This is a genomic window from Shewanella sairae, assembly GCF_023283535.1.
Taxonomy (GTDB): domain Bacteria; phylum Pseudomonadota; class Gammaproteobacteria; order Enterobacterales; family Shewanellaceae; genus Shewanella; species Shewanella sairae.
This window is the reverse complement of the sequence record NZ_JAKILT010000006.1, coordinates 64,530-82,930: the sequence shown is the minus strand read 5'-3', so window position 1 is coordinate 82,930 and position 18,401 is coordinate 64,530. Positions and strand designations below refer to the sequence as shown.

11 protein-coding genes are annotated in these 18,401 nt (G+C 44.8%); 9 read left to right on the top strand and 2 right to left on the bottom strand.

The features are described from left to right. Positions 1 to 182 precede the first annotated feature (182 nt). From L2748_RS03940 to L2748_RS03920, 5 genes are all read left to right on the top strand, one after another. Positions 183 to 1,562 (top strand): alanine/glycine:cation symporter family protein, encoded by a 1,380-nt coding sequence (locus tag L2748_RS03940; protein ID WP_220782435.1) that lies wholly within the window; start codon positions 183 to 185, stop codon positions 1,560 to 1,562. Positions 1,563 to 1,909: 347 nt separating this feature from the next. Next, positions 1,910 to 5,584 carry an ATP-binding protein gene (locus L2748_RS03935; RefSeq protein WP_220782436.1) on the top strand — a complete coding sequence of 1,225 codons (3,675 nt, stop codon included), beginning with the start codon at positions 1,910 to 1,912 and terminating at the stop codon, positions 5,582 to 5,584. Then, positions 5,584 to 6,237 (top strand): condensin complex protein MksE, encoded by a 654-nt coding sequence (locus L2748_RS03930; protein WP_220782437.1) that lies wholly within the window; start codon positions 5,584 to 5,586, stop codon positions 6,235 to 6,237. The genes L2748_RS03935 and L2748_RS03930 overlap by 1 nt, the downstream gene beginning before the upstream one ends. 1 nt (position 6,238) lies before the next feature. Continuing rightward, positions 6,239 to 7,459: a phosphoenolpyruvate carboxylase gene (locus L2748_RS03925; RefSeq protein ID WP_220782438.1), complete on the top strand. Its 1,221-nt coding sequence runs from the start codon at positions 6,239 to 6,241 to the stop codon at positions 7,457 to 7,459. A gap of 512 nt (positions 7,460 to 7,971) precedes the next feature. After that, positions 7,972 to 9,222 (top strand): dicarboxylate/amino acid:cation symporter, encoded by a 1,251-nt coding sequence (locus L2748_RS03920; protein WP_220782439.1) that lies wholly within the window; start codon positions 7,972 to 7,974, stop codon positions 9,220 to 9,222. 65 nt (positions 9,223 to 9,287) lie between these two features. Here the strand turns inward: L2748_RS03920 and L2748_RS03915 are convergent, their stop codons facing one another. Together L2748_RS03915 and L2748_RS03910 are read right to left on the bottom strand one after the other, a co-directional pair. Then, positions 9,288 to 10,670 carry a sigma-54-dependent transcriptional regulator gene (locus tag L2748_RS03915; protein ID WP_220782440.1) on the bottom strand — a complete coding sequence of 461 codons (1,383 nt, stop codon included), beginning with the start codon at positions 10,668 to 10,670 and terminating at the stop codon, positions 9,288 to 9,290. A gap of 111 nt (positions 10,671 to 10,781) precedes the next feature. Then, a complete protein-coding gene (locus L2748_RS03910) occupies positions 10,782 to 12,791 on the bottom strand; it encodes an ATP-binding protein (protein ID WP_220782441.1) in 2,010 nt (669 codons plus the stop codon). Positions 12,792 to 13,195: 404 nt separating this feature from the next. Between L2748_RS03910 and L2748_RS03905 the strand changes: the two genes are divergently transcribed. From L2748_RS03905 to L2748_RS03890, 4 genes are all read left to right on the top strand, one after another. Further along, positions 13,196 to 14,986, top strand: coding sequence for a flavocytochrome c (locus L2748_RS03905; RefSeq protein ID WP_220782442.1), 1,791 nt, complete (start codon positions 13,196 to 13,198; stop codon positions 14,984 to 14,986). A gap of 636 nt (positions 14,987 to 15,622) precedes the next feature. Next, positions 15,623 to 15,838, top strand: a complete 216-nt coding sequence (locus tag L2748_RS03900) for a hypothetical protein (protein ID WP_220782443.1) — start codon at positions 15,623 to 15,625, stop codon at positions 15,836 to 15,838. Positions 15,839 to 16,072: 234 nt separating this feature from the next. Continuing rightward, positions 16,073 to 16,678, top strand: coding sequence for a 3'-5' exonuclease (locus tag L2748_RS03895; protein WP_220782444.1), 606 nt, complete (start codon positions 16,073 to 16,075; stop codon positions 16,676 to 16,678). A 716-nt stretch (positions 16,679 to 17,394) separates the two neighbouring features. Further along, positions 17,395 to 18,399: a BMP family lipoprotein gene (locus L2748_RS03890; RefSeq protein ID WP_220780326.1), complete on the top strand. Its 1,005-nt coding sequence runs from the start codon at positions 17,395 to 17,397 to the stop codon at positions 18,397 to 18,399. Positions 18,400 to 18,401 lie beyond the last annotated feature (2 nt).

The window sequence follows — 18,401 nt, the reverse complement described above, 5'->3', positions numbered from 1 at the left end:
CTACATAAGGTCACTGTCGTTTGTCGCTGCGCCTTTTCTACTATAGGTTAACTTTTGTTAGCTTAGGTCGACTCATTCGCTAGTTGCATTCGTAAGTGATTAGCAACAGCCATTTCTTTTCCTCCTCCGATTATTAATAACTCTAATTACAGAGTTTTGTTGTTTAATACTCGAGGAATACCATGAATTTTCACGCGCTTTTAGCCGATATCAACGCCATTGTCTGGGGACCTATCACCCTATGCCTTTTGGTAGGAACCGGTTTATATCTCACTGTTCGACTCAAACTTATTCAAGTCTTTAAGCTGCCTATGGCGCTGGGTTTACTGTTTAAACCAGCGAGCGGTAAGGGCGACTTATCATCATTTGCGGCGCTTTGTACTGCGCTGTCGGCGACGATTGGTACTGGTAACATCGTTGGTGTGGCAACCGCCATTAAAATCGGTGGTCCGGGTGCATTATTTTGGATGTGGTTAGCGGCCTTTTTTGGCATGGCGACCAAGTATGCCGAATGTATGCTGGCGGTAAAATATCGCACCACCGACGCAAAAGGTAATATTGCTGGTGGCCCAATGTATTACATTGAGCGCGGACTCGGTCTTAAATGGTTAGCTAAAATTTTTGCCATCTTTGGTGTGGGTGTGGCGTTTTTCGGTATCGGTACTTTTGCGCAGGTTAACGCCATTAGCGATGCCATGACCATTGCCTTTGAAATCCCATCTTGGGTGACAGCGGTGGTTCTGACCTTAATGGTCGCGGCAGTCACATTAGGCGGGGTTAAGCGCATTGCTAATGTGGCGCAAAAGCTAGTGCCAACCATGGCGCTGGGTTATGTACTGGCCTGTATGTGGGTATTGTTTACCTTCTCTGATCAAATCTTGCCAGCATTTGAGTTAGTGCTGCACTCAGCCTTTACCCCAATCTCTGCTGCAGGTGGCTTTTTAGGGGCAACTGTTGCTCAAGCATTGCAAATAGGTATTGCGCGCGGCGTATTTTCCAATGAATCAGGCCTAGGTAGTGCGCCAATTGCCGCAGCAGCGGCTAAGACAAACGAACCGGTAGAGCAAGGGCTAGTCAGTATGACGGGTACCTTCTTTGATACGATTTTGATTTGTACCATGACAGGTTTAGTACTGATCATTACCGGTGTTTGGAGCGGTGATACCGCAGGTGCTGCTATGACCAGTGCTGCATTCGCTGCCAGTGGTTCAGAAGTGATTGGTCAATATGTGGTGACTATCGCGCTAGTGTGTTTTGCTTTTACCACCATTTTAGGTTGGCATTATTACGGTGAGCGCTGCTGGTATTACCTAACGGGCAGTCGCCTTGGTGATAACGGCATTAAAATCTACCAATTTACCTTTTTGGGCTTAATCGCCGGTGGCGCATTTATTCACTTAGACTTGATTTGGATGCTTGCCGATACCGTCAATGGCTTAATGGCGATCCCTAACCTGATTGCGCTGATTGGATTACGGCATGTGATTTTAAAAGAGACCCGTAAGTACTTTGCTAAGCAGCAAGCATTGGCGAACCAAAGCACCTTGACTCAACAAGGTTAATCTCGAAACTCTCTTGCTCAAATAAGCCCGCCTCATTAATCATGAGGCGGGTTTTTTTATTGGTTTCTTTTTTACATTTTTAGTTAACTTAGTTGTTGGTTAACTGCTGATTGATTGAGCATTAAAATGCCTTAAAATCGAGTATGATCTCGCTTCTGTTATTTGGTCATCGGAATCGCTGTGTTGACGTCTTTGGTGTAATTGCCAAGCGCCACGCTTTCCTTTAATTTAGTGACCATCAAAATTTTTTATAGCCCTAATATTAGCTCTAACACTAGACCTAACATTTTTAGCTTAATGTAAGCCTACAGGCTTACGTTAAGGCTCTGTTTGGATTAAGGAATGCAATGCCAAGCTTAAATCGCATCATACTTATCGATACCCATCTACCGGGAGTGGTAGAGCTGGCCCTGGATGGCCACACCAATATTTGTGGTACTAACGCATCGGGTAAAACTACATTGCAGCGTTTGGTACCGGTTTTCTATGGTGAATATCCAAGCCGAGTGGTGCCATCTACCCGTGATAGTTTTGAGCGCTGGTACTTGCCACATGATTCAAGCTTTATCATCTATGAATATATCAAGTCAGACGGTCTTGCGTATCAGGCGGTGTTGGCATCGGCGGGTGACGGTAAAGGCGTAAACTATCGTTTTATCGCTAAAGGCTTTGAGCTTGATGATTACATTAAGACTAAGCAAGGCGACAGCATTCAGTGTTTCACCATGGCAGAGCTTGGCCGTGAGATGAAACGCGCCGGTGTGGCAGTAACTAACCTGCTAAACACCCGTGAGTTTAGAGCGATTATCCAAAACGACCGCGCACTATTAAGCACAGGTAGCAACCGCACAGAATTGCGTAATTATGCACGCCAGTTCTCTTTATGTGAGTCTGAGCATTCACTGCGCCACATCGAAAAGCTAGCCAAAGCGGTGCACTCGAAAGAGGGCAAGATGGAAACCATCAAGTCGATGATTGCCGCCATCTTAGAAGAAGACGGCGTGAACCCGCCAAGCTCACGCCTTAATCCCCAGCGCGTTGAAGCCTGGATCCGTGAGAGCCAGCTAATCCAAGGCTTTGAGCAAATTCGTCCAGAGTTCGAAAAGCTTGAGCAAGAGTTTAACCAACTACTTAGTACCGAGCAGCGTTTGGCAAGTTTGCGCCGTGGTTACAGTAAAGATGAAACTACCGAAATCGAGCGTCAAGAGCACCATCAAGACCTGTCTAAAGCGCTAAATGCCAAACTGCGTCAACTCGATGAAGAGTGGAAAGAGCAGCGCGACGAGCTTAACCTAGACTTGTCTGCCGCTAAAGGTGACGTGGCTAAGTGCGAGCATGAATTGGACTCGATTGAAGATCAGCATGCTAACTTTCAAGATGCCGATATTGAGCAAGCCAAATTAGATTTAGAGCAGCTACCAAGCTGGCGTGGCAGTTTAGAGAACCTAAGCGAGCGCCATAAGCTGCAAACCGAAAAGCATCAAGATATTGAGGCGGCTTATAACGCCCGCCGCAGCAAGATTGGCGAAGGCCTAAACCGTGAGCTAGAAAACCTGCATCAAGAGCAAGATAGCCTGCGTGAATCACGCGACAAGCAAAGAGAAGTCGGCCGCAGTGAGCTGGCTGAACTTGAGCAACAGTGGCGTGAATCGACTGAAAAAGGTCAAGCTCAGTTTAGTGAGCAAGCCTACCAGCTAAAAGTGAATGCCGCCGAGCTTAAAGTCCGTGTCGACAGCGTGACTTACTCTGAAGACGAAAAGCTAGCGTTAGCGGTATTTGATGAGCGTATATCTCGTGCTGACGAAGACCAAGAAGCCTGTAACGCCAAGGTGGACCGATTAACCAGCGAAGAGCGCAAGCTTAGAGCTAAGCGCGACCAAGCAAATGAGAGCCTGCGTGTTGCGGGGATTCGGGTAACTGAGCGTCAAAGTGAGCTTGAAGAGCTGCAGCATATCTTGTTCCCGCAGTCGCATACCTTACTGGAGTTTTTACGGAAAGAAGCCAACGGCTGGGAAAATACCTTAGGCAAGGTGATTAACTCAGAACTGCTGCACCGCAGTGATCTACACCCAAGCATTAGCAGTGAAAACATCGAGGCATTATACGGTATCGCACTGGACCTAAAAGCCATCGATGCCCCTGAGTATGCCGCCTCTGAGCAAGAGCTAAGAGTTAAACATGCTGCCGCTGAAGAGGCACTGGCTAGCGCCAAAGAGCTACAAGCCGAAGCGGAAGATATCTTAGTTGCTAGCAATACTGAGCTAGATAACCTACTGCGTGAGCTGACCTTTGCCCGCACCGCTTACAAGAATAGCCGTGACGACTTACGCCGCTTATTTGATGACAAGCGCGCCGAGCAAGAAAAGATTAACCAAGCGCTGAACGAGCGCAAAGCAGCGTCGCAAAAGCAATTGGCGCGTATTGATAGCGATATCAAGCAGCTACAAGCGCAGCAGCAAGAGTGGCTTGAAGAGCAAAGAGAGCAAGCGCTAGAAGCGCGCATGGAGAAGAATGCTTACTGGCAAGAAGTGGTTGGCGCGTTAGACAACCAACTTGGCCAAGTCAAAGCCAATATTCAAAACCGCCGTGACCACGCCGCAAGCGAGCAAAAAGCCTGTGAGCAGTGGTACAAAAACGAGCTTAAGTCTCGCGGGGTCGACGAAGCGAAAATCGTTGCCCTTAAAGCCGATATTCGCACCTTAGAGAGTAATATCAGCAAGGCTGAGCAGCGCCGCAGCGAAGTGCTACGTTATGAAGACTGGTATCAACATACTTGGCTTAAGCGTAAGCCTAAGCTGCAATCTGAGCTGAGTAAGGTTAAACACGCCAGTCTAGATCTAGAGCAGCAGCTTAAGAGTAAAGCTAACGAAGTTAAAGCTAAGCGTAACGAGCTTGATGGTGAGCGTAAGCAATCTGATGCGGTGCAAATTGAAGCGTCTGAGAACTTAACTAAGCTACGCAGTGTGATGCGTAAACTGAGTGAGCTTAAGTTACCACCAAATAATGATGACGCACAGGGCAGCTTGTCTGAGCGTTTGCGTCAAGGTGAAGACCAGCTATTAAAGCGTGATTCAATGATGGGCTCGGTAAAGCAATATGTTGAGCATTTTGACTCAGTCATAGCCAGCAAATCAGGTTCAGGTCTGTCTGAAACTTGGGAACGTGCCCGTGAGGAATCAAGTTTTGTAAACGACAAAGGCATTCGCATCATAGATTACCGCAAGTTAGTGCCACAACTTGAGCAGCTGCTTAACGTGATGGTGCCGCAATCGATTATGGCGCTGCGTGAGCAGGGGCGTATTTTCGGTGTCGACTTAACTGCCTTCTACGATGTACTGGCCGATATCGACCGCCGCATCGCCTCGCAAAGTGCGCGCATTACCCGTGAAGTGGGTGAAGAGTTGTTCCTTGATGGTGTGTCTGAATCAGCGGTTAAAATTCGCTCGCGCATTAGTGAGCTTGAGTTCTGGCCTGAGCTTGAGCAGTTTGTAAAAGCCTTTAAGCGTTGGAAAGCCGATGGTTTTAACGATCTGCCGGGTGAGGATTACACCAACAGTATGCGCCGTGCATTAGATATTATCGGCCGCGCTGCATTGTCTGGTGGTATTGCCAAACTGCTGGAGATTGAGCTGCGCCTTAAAGAAGGTAACAGTGACCTAGTTATTCGCACTGATAGACAGCTTAATGAGTCATCGAGTCATGGTATGGCTTACTTGATCTTATGTAAGTTCCTACTGGCGTTTACCCGTTTACTGCGTGGCCGCGCTGACGTCACCATTCACTGGCCGATTGATGAGCTAGGCACCTTGCATCACGGTAACGTGAAGAAGATTTTTGATGCCTGTGAAAACAACAATATCTCAGTACTGGGCGCGTTCCCGAACCCAGAATCTGAAGTACTCAACCTGTTTGCTAACCGTTACATCATCAACAAACAAACCAAGAAACTACAGGTGGTTAAGCCTCAAGTTAATCCTATCGCCGATAAACTTAATCAGCGTCGTACTCAGGAGGCCGTGTAATGAGCCAAGTAACCGAAACCGCCATCGTAGGGACTAGCGCGCTAATTGAGCGTTTGTTGAAAGGGCAGTTTATCTGCCGCACCACTGATGAAGACGGCTGGCGCGCACTGAAAAGCCCATCGACCCGTGAGCATGTTGAGCAGTATTTAAATCAGATCAATCGCACCATTGGCTCAGCTGGTGAAGGCGAAGTGTTTTTCTGCGGTTATCAGCAGTTAGGCGATAGTGAGCGTAAGGTCATTTCATCGCAGTTTAAAGATATCTGTAATGCACTTATCCCGCTGGTGGAATGGTTAGTGTTGGTGCAAGAGGGCAGCGGCCAAGATGCACCATTGTCTGAAGGTGTTGCGGTGCGCTTAACTGAGCTGCAAACCCGTATTGAAGACACGCCAGCGTTCCGTGAGCAGCTAGCCAAGATTAGCCACTACCGCTTATTTGGCTCAACCAGTACTAACGTCGACGCGCAAATTAAGTTGGTGTTTAAGCGTCTAGTTGAGCTGGGTTATTTAACCCGTCCTAACAGCGAAAAGCAGATCTATATTGCTACTGGTAAGCTCGATTACTTGTATGAAGTGATCCGCTTTATCGATGAAACCGAAGGTCTGAGCCTTGAAGCCCAAGCAGAAACCGCTACCCAAAGGGATTTGATCTAATATGAGCAGTAACTTGCATCAAGCAGGCGTTAAGCTGCTCAAGCAGTTAGGGCGTCATGCTGAGCTGGTGATGGACGTGTATTTGTCCGGCTCAGTTTCTATCGATGAGACTAATGCTCAAGCCATCGATAAGCTGCAAAAGAGCGATATTCTGTGGCGACCAGAGCCAGAGCAGGAGCTGCGCCTTAAGCGTTCAGTGCGTGCCTTGCTGGAAGAAGCGTTAAGCGATGAGCGTAATCGTCAAATTGACTCTAATGTGGGCTCGTCACTGGCGACGATTAAGACCTTAGCGGATCACTATAAAGAGGCGCGCCACAACGTCGATTTCAGTGCATCAGAAGCTTACCTTGCCGATTTAAGCGAGCACGTTTATAGTTTCGCCGATGGCTTACGTTACTCGATTCGTGTGTTGTGGAGCCGCATTAACAATGAGTTTGGTTATGTGGGTAGCATCAACGCTAAAATTCGTGAAAACGAGTTAGCTCAGAGCCAAGTGTCAGAGCTGCTAAACGGCCTTGAGATGTTCCAGTTTAGCGAACTCGGTGAAATTGCCGGCGACACCCGTGAGCTAAGAAAGCTGCTGGTGACAACACTGCAAGAAACCTTGAGTGACTGTACTCAAGAGCTCAGTGTGGTGCAGGCGCGCTTACTTGAGCTACTGGGTCGTTTCCGTCAAATTCGTGGCCGTACCCGTTTGCTTAAAGGTTGGTTGTTATACACCGACTTGCATCCAGATTATAAGCCTGCCGATCACGTTAGCCATAAGCAGTTACCAGCATTGTTTAATATTGCCGAGCCGCTGTTGGCGCCTGCGGCGGTGGACGTAAGCAATCATAGTTTAGAGCCTGAGCTGTTTGAGATTGTCTCTAATATTAAACGCATCGACCGTTTACATGATGTGAGTGCGGTGCGCGAGCAAGATGTATCGGTGGATCTCACGCAAGCTGAAGACTTCGATATTCCAGATAACCCGCTCAAGTTGGCGGTAGATGGTTATTTCTGCGCAGTGATTGACTCGGGTAAGAGTCAGTCAGCGCTGGATTATCTGGATGAGCATGAACTAGCTTGGGACAGAGAATCTTGGTTGTATCAGGTGATTTGTGGCTATGAAGGCTTGCCTGAAGAGCATCGTAGTTACTTTGAGCTGGAGCATATCGGTGAGTCTGACCCTGTCTATACTGGTAACTTTATCATTAAAGATGTCGAGCTGTGGTTGGCATAACGCTTTACTTTTTATGGCGACAAGCAATAACTAGAGCATGAAGAGAAACGGTTACTAGGTATTGTCTCTCGAAAATGTGACTAAAAAAGCACCTGTTTGAAGGTGCTTTTTTTATGAGCATTAATCGGTGGTTTTTAGCTGTGGTAGTGTTTGATCTAACTTTTGCAATATTTGGGTAGTGTTAAATATTCAAAAGTCCTTTCTGTTTAGCGTTTTAAACTATCTGATTTTTAAGTTTCTGTGGTTAAAATGCTGCTATTTTGTTGTCGTTGTAAAAGTTGTTCCTAAGTCTGACTTGTTATGGTTTTGGTTATCTCACTGTTTTTCAAAGGCTTGGCTCTAGCTTTTTAGCTTGGTTACACAGCTGTTTCAAAAACTAATTATCCATTTTTCATTGTAATTTTTGCCAGCATGTTTCACTATCCCTGCCACAACGAGATGGAAATCAAGTTTTCATCAACATTGAAGGCAATAGAAGGCGTGCGCTAAGACATGTCTCATAAGGCAAGCAAATGAAAAAATCACTTTCTACACGGATCTTTATTGGTCTGTTTTCAGGGCTAATCTTTGGCTCAATCATTCAATACTTCCTCGCTGACATCAGCTTATTTTCTGGCACCATCGTTGACCTAGCCTCTGGCGCAGGCACCATGTTTGTTAATATGATCATGATGCTGGTAGTGCCATTAGTTTTCGTCAGTATCGTCTGCGGCGTGTGCGAGCTGAAAGATCTCAACAGCTTTGGTCGTCTGGGCGGCAAAACATTTGGTTTTTATATCATCAATACCTTAGTCGCTATTTTTGCGGCACTAGGCGTGGCGTTACTGCTGGCACCGGGTAAAGGCGTTGATATGTCGAGTAATGGCGGCGTCGATATCGTAGCCACTGAACTGCCTAACTTAGTCGAACTTGTGGTGAGCATAGTGCCAAGCAACCCAATTGCAGCATTTAGCTCGGGTAACATGCTACAAGTTATCTTTATGGCGCTATTGCTTGGCGGTGTGATTAAATCCTTAGGTGAGACAGCGCAAAGTGCAGTTAACGGCTTCCAAGTTGCTAACAAGATCATGATGAAGCTGATTAGCGTTGTGATGCAGCTAGCACCGATTGGTGTATTTGCGCTTATGCTTAAGCTAGGTGCTACATTAGAAGCGGCAATCTTTGGCAGCGTGGTGGAATACCTAGCGTTAATCCTAGGCTTATTATTACTATGGATTTTTGTGGTTTATCCATTTGCGGTAGGCATGTTTACTCAAGTGTCGGCGAAAGAATTTCGCGCTAAGACCCGTGAGCAAATCCTGTTCTCGCTATCGACTGCAAGCTCGAATGCAACCATTCCAGTGACCATGCGCACCTTAACTGAGAAGCTTGGGGTTAATCGTTCTGTGGCTGGTTTTGGTGTGCCACTTGGCGCGACCATGAATATGGGCGGCGTATCGATTTACATCACGATTGCGATTTTCTTTGTGGCGAATGCGTTTGGGGCACCAATCACAATGGAACAGCTACCCGCCTTGATGTTCAGCATCTTCTTACTATCAGTTGGCGCTGGTGGCGTACCGGGTGGCGGCATGGTGATGATTGGCGTGCTAATCCATCAGATGGGTCTACCTGTTGAAGCATTTGCGATTGTGGCGGCGCTAGATCGTCTAATCGATATGGTACTGACTTCATGTAACGTAGTGGGTGACACTGCAGTACTGACAATTGTTGATGAAACAGAAAAGTCGAGTGACGCAAAGCTAGCAACCGCTGAAGCTTAACCGCTTAATAAAACCAATAAAAATGCCAGCATCATGCTGGCATTTTTGTTTTCGGGACAAAGAGTTTATTTGTCTTTAGTGATGCGACGGCTTAATGCGCTTTGACTTATACCTAGCATCTGCGCCGCCGCAGTTTGGCTATTGGCGGTGCGGTTCATTGCTTCTTGAATAAGCGCATCACTCATCTGCGCCAATGTCGGCAGGTTCTTAGGGAAAATGATCTGGTCATTGTCGCTGCTAACATTCGACTTACTCTGGTTTATCGCTTCCATAAATGGCGTGATATTCAGCGCGATGCCATCACTGCGGCTTACCGCGTCAAACACCATACCTTTTAACTCATGCAAGTTGCCCGGGAACTCATATTCAGATAATTGCTGCGCGAGTGAGCTAGGCTGCTGTGGCTCAGATAAGCCCATCTCTTTGGCAGCTAAGGTAATAAAGTGATTAATCAGCATCGACAGATCAAGCTTACGCTGTTTAAGCGGTGGCAGCTTGATGGTGTGTGAGCGCAGGCGATATAAGAGGTCACTTCTAAATTTGGCAGCTTGATTCAGTGCTAATAGATCATGTTGGGTCGAGGTGATAATTTTACACAATACCGGGTAGGCTCTATCACTGCCTACGGGGTAATATTGTTTGTGCTCAATCACATCCACAAGTCGAGCTTGCGCTTCAATAGGCAAGTCACCAATCTCATTTAAATACAATAAGCCCGACTGCACTTGATGCAGTACGCCTGCCTGAGCATTAACTTTGCCGTCCTCATCGGTGTGTAGCTGACCAAATAGCTGCAGCTCAAAAGCAGAAGTGCTAATACCTGCTAAATTGACGTTAATAAACGGCGCGTCAGGGCAAATCAGTTGATGACAAGACTTAGCAAACTCATCTTTACCTGTACCGCTTTCGCCTTGAATTAAAATAGGTTCTGGGCTTAATGCTACTGCTTCTAAGTATCTAAATTGATCTAGCAGTGCCGGCTCGCAGGTGAGGATATTATTGAACACTTCTGGGCGATTGAGTGTGCGACTTAAAAAGCTTTCTTTAATGCGTAAGTAGTTGCGCTCAAGTCCGACAACTTCTAAAGCACGGCGCACGATGCGGGCAAGATCATCAACTTTATCGGTTTTAATAAAGTAGTCATAAGCGCCGTTTTTAATGCAACGCACGGCGGTGTCGACTTCGTTTACGCCAGTAACAATTAACACCCGAGTCTTAGGAAACTCACTGCGGATCATCTGCAGTAAGTCTTCGCCAGAATGAAACGGCATGGTCAAATCCAGCAGTACCAAAGCATAGTCGCCAGTTTGTAAGCGGCTCATCACTTGGCGGCTATCAACACAGGTATCTATTTTCGCTTCCGGTACTAGGCGATTAAGCGTAATTGATAGCGTACGTAGCCAGGTTGCTTCGTCATCGACTAGGAGAATATTTCGAGCAAGTTTCATCTGATGGCAATCCTATTAAATATCTGTTCGGTTCAGCGCTTGTTAGGCTCTTATTTCAAATACATGGCTCAAATGCATGGCTCAAGGGTATGACTACATTGAGCCTGCAGTTTAATACGTGAGTGGAAAGCGTATTTTAATCACTGTGCCTATGCCTAAGCGCGAGGTGATCTGCATGTCCGCCTTATGCTCTTTAATAATGCGACTGCATACTGATAAGCCCAGCCCTGTACCGCCACTTGAGCGGCGAGTCGTGAAAAAGGGTTCGGTAATTCTTTGCAGTGTTGCTTGATCCATGCCGGCTCCCTTGTCGCTGACAATCAAGCAGATATGCTCGTCTTCAACACTGGTTTTGATATTGATATGCTCGCCACTTTCATAGCAATCGGCATCTTGTCTTATGGCATGACAGGCATTTTGGATTAAGTTAATTAGCACTTGGTGCAATTGCTGGGCATCGCCCATTACGATTGGACTTGGGCTAAGTAAGTCGGTGCTAACATTAAATATCTTGGTTTGGTTAGCCGTCAGGCGTAGCGATACTTCAACCACTTCATTAACACAAATAGGTTGATATTCGTGGGTAAGACTCGGCATAGCGTAGCGTTTTAGATCGTTAACAATCCGGCTTATGCGCTCGGCACCTTCATGGATAGACTGACTACTTAAATCCAGCTCGCTGATTGCTACATCTGGCGCAAGACCTGCAATCGTCCAAAATGGGTTTTGCTTTTGGTAATGATTACTGGCCTCTGACAGATCTCTTAATGCATCGTTAATAAAGGCTATCGAGTGAATAATAATCCCGGTGGGGTTATTTATCTCATGTGCTACGCCTGCGGAAAGTTCGCCGAGTGATGCTAAACGGCTGGCTTCATCATTGGCTTGGCGCAAGCTGTGCTGCTCGGTGGTCTCTTCTAAAAGTATCACCACTTGTTGGTCGATAATTGGGTGTAGCTGCATTTGCCAGTAACTATTCCCAATCTGCATATCGGTTGTTTGTGATTTATTGGCAGCTAACGCATCCGTTAACGCCTGAGTGAGGTTAAAGGCTTGTCCATCGATATAATGGAAATCAGGGTTGCTGAGTAAATCATTATTGTTATCGTTGCTCCAAAGGCACTGCGCCTCTTGGTTAAACAGGGTTACACCATGAGGGATGCCGTCGAGTACCGACTGAAATTGTTTTGATAGCTTAGAAATCGCCTGTTCAGCTTTTTTACGTTGCGCCAGTTCTCCCTTTAGCGCTTTGGAACGCTTACGCAGACTTAAGCTGATATAGCCGGTAAGCAGCATACCAATTGCCGACAATAAGCTAACGAAAATCGCTAGCGAGAGCATTTTCTTTTGCGCTGAATTAAGGTCCACTTTCTCGCGACCAGTACCAAACCACTTATTGACTAAACGGTCATACTCGCCAGAGAGTTTGAGTTGCCTGAGTGCATCGTTAATCTGAGTCATCATCGCCGCATTTTTATAGTTGCTAACAAAGTTGAAAGCACCGTAAATCAACGGGTCGCTTGAGCTACGAACCGGCGGGTATAGGGGTAATAAGCGTCTAGCCACAAAGGTTTCGGCAATGACTACATCGACTTCGCCCTTTATTAAAAGCTGAAAGCCGGTTTCATACAGATCGACATCCACTCTTTTAAAGTTCTGTTGTTTACCGGAGATATACACATCGACAAAGGCGCCTTTTTTAATGGCGACACGCTTGCCCGCTAGATCGGCCCAGCCATTAATAAAAGATTTACCTTGTAAGGTATAGGCTTTGGCGTGGGTGGCATAAATAGGATCAGACTGACTTAAGGTTCGGTCAACGGTAATTGGGCTCACCACCGCAATGACGTCAATCAACGAGTCGCGGTTATGCACATCTTCTAATAACTGCTGAAAGCTCTTGCGACGGATAACAATACGTTTGCCAGTGAGCTGACCAATACGGTCCATTAATTCCAGGTTGAAACCTTGGTCAACGCCATTGTTACGCCATTCAAGTGGTGCAGTTTTAGAGTGAACACCAAAGACGATGCTTTGTTTTTGCTGGTGATCTTCAGCGTGGGCGCTCAAGGCTAATGCGAATAGCCCAAGCGCGCAAAGTAAGTTAACAAATATTTTCATAAAGGAATCTTAGCATGCGCTTATACAAGATAACTGTGCGGGGTTTCTCGCTTTTAAAGCAATTCAAGTTGGCTAGTAATCGTATTGAGTCCTTGGTTTATCTGGCTTTTCTTATTTCTGTCATTGATGGCAGCTTACTGAGCGGAGTTTGTGATCAAGCTAACCTAAGCTTATGCATTTTTGCATAACTGCCTATGTGGTTATGCATGTTTGCATGAGCCATTTTGCAAGCTGTGATCGAGTGTTCAGTTTCCATCGCTATTCAATACATGCTGTTGCTGGGCTTGTGTAATCGGCAGACAATTACCTCGAATTGAGTATTTAAGACAGCGTAATGACTGTCGAATATAACGTGATAGCTTTTTGCGCTGCTGCAGGCAGCAATAAAAAGGCGAGGAAATGAGATGAAAAACTTTAAAAAAGCAGTGTGCATTGCAACGCTTCTAGGTTCAGCAGGCTTTATGTCAAGCGCGATGGCTGCTGACAACCTAGCTGAATTCCACGGTGAAAACCAAGAGTGTGATAGCTGCCACATGCCAGATGGCGAGCTTTCAAACGACAGCTTAACTTACGAAAACGAACAGTGTGTAGCATGTCACGGCACACTTGCTGAAGTTGCTGAAGAAACTAAACATGAGCATTACAACGCTCACGAATCTCATTTCCCTGGCGATGTGTCTTGTACTTCATGTCACAGCGCTCACGAAAAATCGATGGTTTACTGTGACTCTTGCCATAGCTTCGACTTTGACATGCCATACACTAAAAAGTGGGAACGTCACGAGCCAAGCATCGATGAATTATTAAAAGACCAATCAGACCGCGCTGCAGCATTAGCTGAAGCACCACGCGACACAGTTGACGTTGTGGTTGTTGGTTCTGGTGGTGCAGGTTTCTCTGCAGCAGTATCTGCGCATGATCACGGCGCGAAAGTGATTCTAATTGAAAAAGAGCCTGTGATTGGTGGTAACGCTAAGCTTGCAGCTGGTGGTATGAACGCTGCTTGGACCGATCAGCAAAAAGCTAAAGGCATCAAAGACAGTGTTGAGTCTATGTACAAAGACACTATGAAAGGTGGCCGTGACCTAAACGAGCCTGCGTTAGTTGAAGTATTAACTTCTCACTCTAAAGGTTCTGTTGATTGGTTGACCGAAATGGGCGCAGACCTTAACGACGTAGGTCGTATGGGTGGCGCTTCAGCTAACCGTTCACACCGCCCAACAGGTGGTGCTGGTGTTGGTGCTCACGTGATTCAAGTGCTTTACGATAACGCGGTTAAGCGTGACGTTGATATGCGCATGAACACCCGTGGTATTGAAATTCTGAAAGATGACAAAGGTAACGTTAAAGGCTTGCTAGTTAAAGGCATGTACAAAGGTTACTACTGGATTAAAGCTGACGCAGTTATCCTAGCAACAGGTGGTTTTGCTAAGAACAACGACCGTGTAGCAAAGCTTGATCCTAAGCTAAAAGGCTTTATCTCTACTAACCAACCTGGTGCAACTGGCGACGGTATCGACGTAGCAGCAAATGCTGGCGCAGCGATGACAGATCTACAGTACATTCAGGCTCACCCAACATTATCTGTTAAAGGTGGTGTGATGGTAACTGAAGCGGTTCGTGGTAACGGTGCAATCTTAGTTAACCGTGAAGGTAAGCGTTTCGTTAACGAAATCACGACTCGTGATAAAGCGTCTGCGGCTATCTTGAACCAAACTGGTAAGTCTGCGTTCCTAATCTTTGATGACTCTGTACGTAAGTCTCTAAGTAAGATTGATAAGTACATCGGTCTAGGTGTTGTACCAAGTGCTGACTCGCTAGTTAAACTAGGTGAGAAAACAGGTATCGACGGTAAGAACCTAACTGAAGCTGTTGCACGCTACAACAGCCTACTTAAGAGTGGTAAGGACACAGACTTTGGTCGTCCAAACCTACCTCGTGCACTTAACGAAGGTAACTACTACGCAATCGAAGTGACTCCTGGTGTTCACCACACTATGGGTGGCGTGAAGATTGACTCTAAAGCAGAAATCATGAACGCGAAGCAGCAAGTTATCCCAGGCCTATACGGCGCTGGTGAAGTAACTGGTGGTGTTCACGGTGCTAACCGCCTAGGTGGTAACGCTATCTCTGATATCGTCACCTTCGGTAGAATGGCTGGTGAGAACGCAGCTGCTTATTCTAAAAAGAATTAGTCTAAGAAAAACTAATCTTAGAAGTGTTAGTTTGATAGAGGTTAGCTTCAGAGTTTCTCTTAAAGTTAACCTTTAAATAGGAAGCCTTCATCTTACAGATGGAGGCTTTTTTGTATTTGAAATTTTAGTTGACCACTACGCTTTAGCTAAAATCGTGCCGTAGAGCCATCATGAAAGTTGGTTCAGGGTTCGGCGAGTATGTGGATTCTTTGGTATTTGTGCTATCTCGACTTTGCTTTGGCTCAACCTAGTTGCTCCACTCCATTATCAGTGGGTGTCAATGATTGGTTGATTAACGAACGTTATAGTAATAGGCTGTTATGTGGTAACTTTCTTTGGTACTTCAGGGATGGATATTCCAAAATGAAATTGAAAAGTAAACTCAATCGAATGGAGTTAAGTGCAGTAACTTTATGTTTCAGTGCTTCGCTAGGAATACTTATCTTTGGTAGCGCTTCCTCGCCTTTTATAGGTGTCATGCTTGCAACTATAGTTTGTGGTGTTTATGTCATGATTATCTTTGGCAAGTGGGAGCTAAAAACACATAAGAAGTATTTAAACATAGATTGTTAACTGTATTTACTAATATTTTCTCTCGCTAAAATGAGGGGATGTTAAAGCAAAGGGCTCAACTACATGGAAAGTTTCAGAGATTTATTACTAAAAGCAGAAATAATGCTTTGGATTTTACCAATCTTTATTTCAGGTTATTTCACTTTTAATTCAATGTATATCTTGTTTGTTCAATTTGGAAAAATTTCTCTAGATTATGTTGCCACATTCTTATTATTAGCATTATTGGCATCAGTTATTCCTCTTTCAATAAAGGGATTAAGAGCTTCAATACAGTGAGCTCTAAGAGGTGGATTTTACTAAACGGCTCCGGCGTGACATCCATGCTCAGAGTAAGAACTTACATTTATGTTGGTTTCACCTATTTTCATCAACATGTTTGAATGATTTTAGTCGGAAGTTGTGAGTTTCTAAGTGCAATATCCTTCGATATGTAGCTTAAGAGACAATTGCAGTGGTGCTGAACTGCGAGTATGTTTGCGCTATTGGTTAAACAAAATACTGGTGTATAGATTGGAGTTTGAATATACAAAAGACGGTCTCAGACTGCTGTTAGAACAGCATAAGTATCTAGTTATTATTGATGTAGAACACACGTGCACTGAAGATGGTTCTATTCCCACTAATGAAAGAGAGATAATAGAAATTGGTGCCGTGTTACTTACCACAAATTCCTTATCGGTCGTTAATGAATTTAGTCGATTAGTGCGTCCAGTAAGGCATCCACAGTTGAGCTCCTTTTGTGTTAATCTCACCGGGATCTCCCAATCGTTATTAGTGAACCAAGATGTTTTTAGCCAGGTTTTTAAGCAATTTCAAGCTTGGTTACCGGCTGATAATGACTACATTTTTTGTTCTTGGGGGAGCTATGATTTGATTCAAATAAATATAGATTGTGATTTCCACCAACTTCAAAATTATAGTCCTGCAACGGTCGTTAACTTAAAGAAAGCTTTTGCTAAAACTCAAAGGATTAAGCCGCAGGTAGGACTAAAAAAAGCCTTAGAAATATCAGGCAATAGTATGGAAGGAACTCAGCATCGAGGGTTAACTGATGCTCAAAATACCATAAAGTTATTGTTATTTATTTTTGATGAAAATAACTTAGTTAAGTTGTGAGTTTAGCGCTTTATCACACAGCGTTTGACCTATAAGTTAAATTTTGTCTAACAACTAAAGTCGTGGCGTTACCAAAGTTGGTCGCGCATCAAACGAAGCCTGATTACAAATAAAACTAGCTGACTCAGTCGCGACCTCTGCGACGAAAATCCTGATGTATCTCAAACAAACGAAAAAATTCTAAATTTTTTTTGTTTTTAATCTTAGGTTAATCGTTGTTTTTCTAGTAAAAAAATTACCATTTAGCTAACTTGATACTTAAAAATAGTTGTTTTTACTTTAAGTTTAGTAATTTTTGTTCATTCGTGAAATTGTTCATTTTTAAAGATGTTGCTGCTGTCAGCTCTTTGTTTTCATACTTCTCTATCTTTTTATCTACATGTATTTAAAAACTAAAAGTCTTTCTTCCTCCCTATTTGCTTGTTCTGTTTTTAGGATAATCCGCTTTAAATCTCACCGCTGATAACCAAAGCTAATTTTATACAGTTTAAAACGTGATTTTGCGCAACTTAAGGCGATTTTTTGTATTAAAAGTACAAATAGCTACTTGGCATCTTTGGTTGATTTATGGGCTTTAGAGGCACTAGTAATCCTATTCATAGCTGCTGTAAGCTCCGGATTCTTGATCTTAAATGATGGTTTTAAGCTTGGGGTCTTTTACTGCTTAAAGCTGTCAATAATACAAAAAATAATACCTATACCTTATAAGGACGAGAATAATGAAAATCCTGAGCGCTACTGCTGCTGCAGTGACTCTAGCTATGTGTTCGTTTGCAGCTTCTGCTGCTGACTTCAAGCCTGCTGTTGCATTTGATACCACGGGTAAGTTCGATAAATCTTTCAACCAAGCTGTTTACCAAAATGGTGTATTGAAGTTTAACGAAAGCGCAGGTGTTGAAGTACGTGAATTCGTACCTTCAAATGACGCACAGCGTGAGCAGGGTCTTGAGCGTTTAGCCCGTCGTGGCTTTAGCCCAATCGTTGTTGTTGGCTTTATGTATGGCTCAGCGCTTGAAAAAGTAGCTAAGAAATACCCTGAAACTGAATTTGTCATTATCGACTCAGTAGTTGATTTGCCAAACGTTAAATCACTTGTGTTTAAAGAGCACGAAGGTTCATTCCTTGTAGGTGCTCTTGCTGCGATGAAATCTGAAACCAACAAGATTGGTTTTGTTGGCGGCATGGATATTCCGCTAATTCGTAAGTTTGCTTGTGGTTACGAGCAAGGTGCTAAGTTCATCAGTCAAGATGCTGAAATCTTCCAAAACATGACGGGTTCTACTATTGCTGCATGGAATGACCCTGCACGTGGTGCTGAACTTTCTAAGAGCCAATTCACTAAAGGCGCTGACGTAGTATTCGCAGCTGCGGGTGGTACAGGTGTTGGTGTTTATCAAGCGGCTAAAGACGAAGGTAAGTACGCGATTGGTGTTGACTCAAACCAAAACTATATCCACCCAGGCGTGATGCTAACTTCTATGGTTAAGCTGGTTGGTGTTGCCACATTTGAAGTATTTAAAGATGCACAGAAAGGCGAGTTTGTAGCGGGTATCGATAGCCGTGGTCTAGAAGAAAATGGTGTTAACTGGGCACTTGATGAGCACAACCGCGCACTAGTGACTCCAGAGATGGAAGCAAAGCTTGCTGATATCACTAAGAAAATTATTGCAGGTGAAATTGTTGTTCATGACTACATGAAAGACAACACTTGTAAATACTAAGC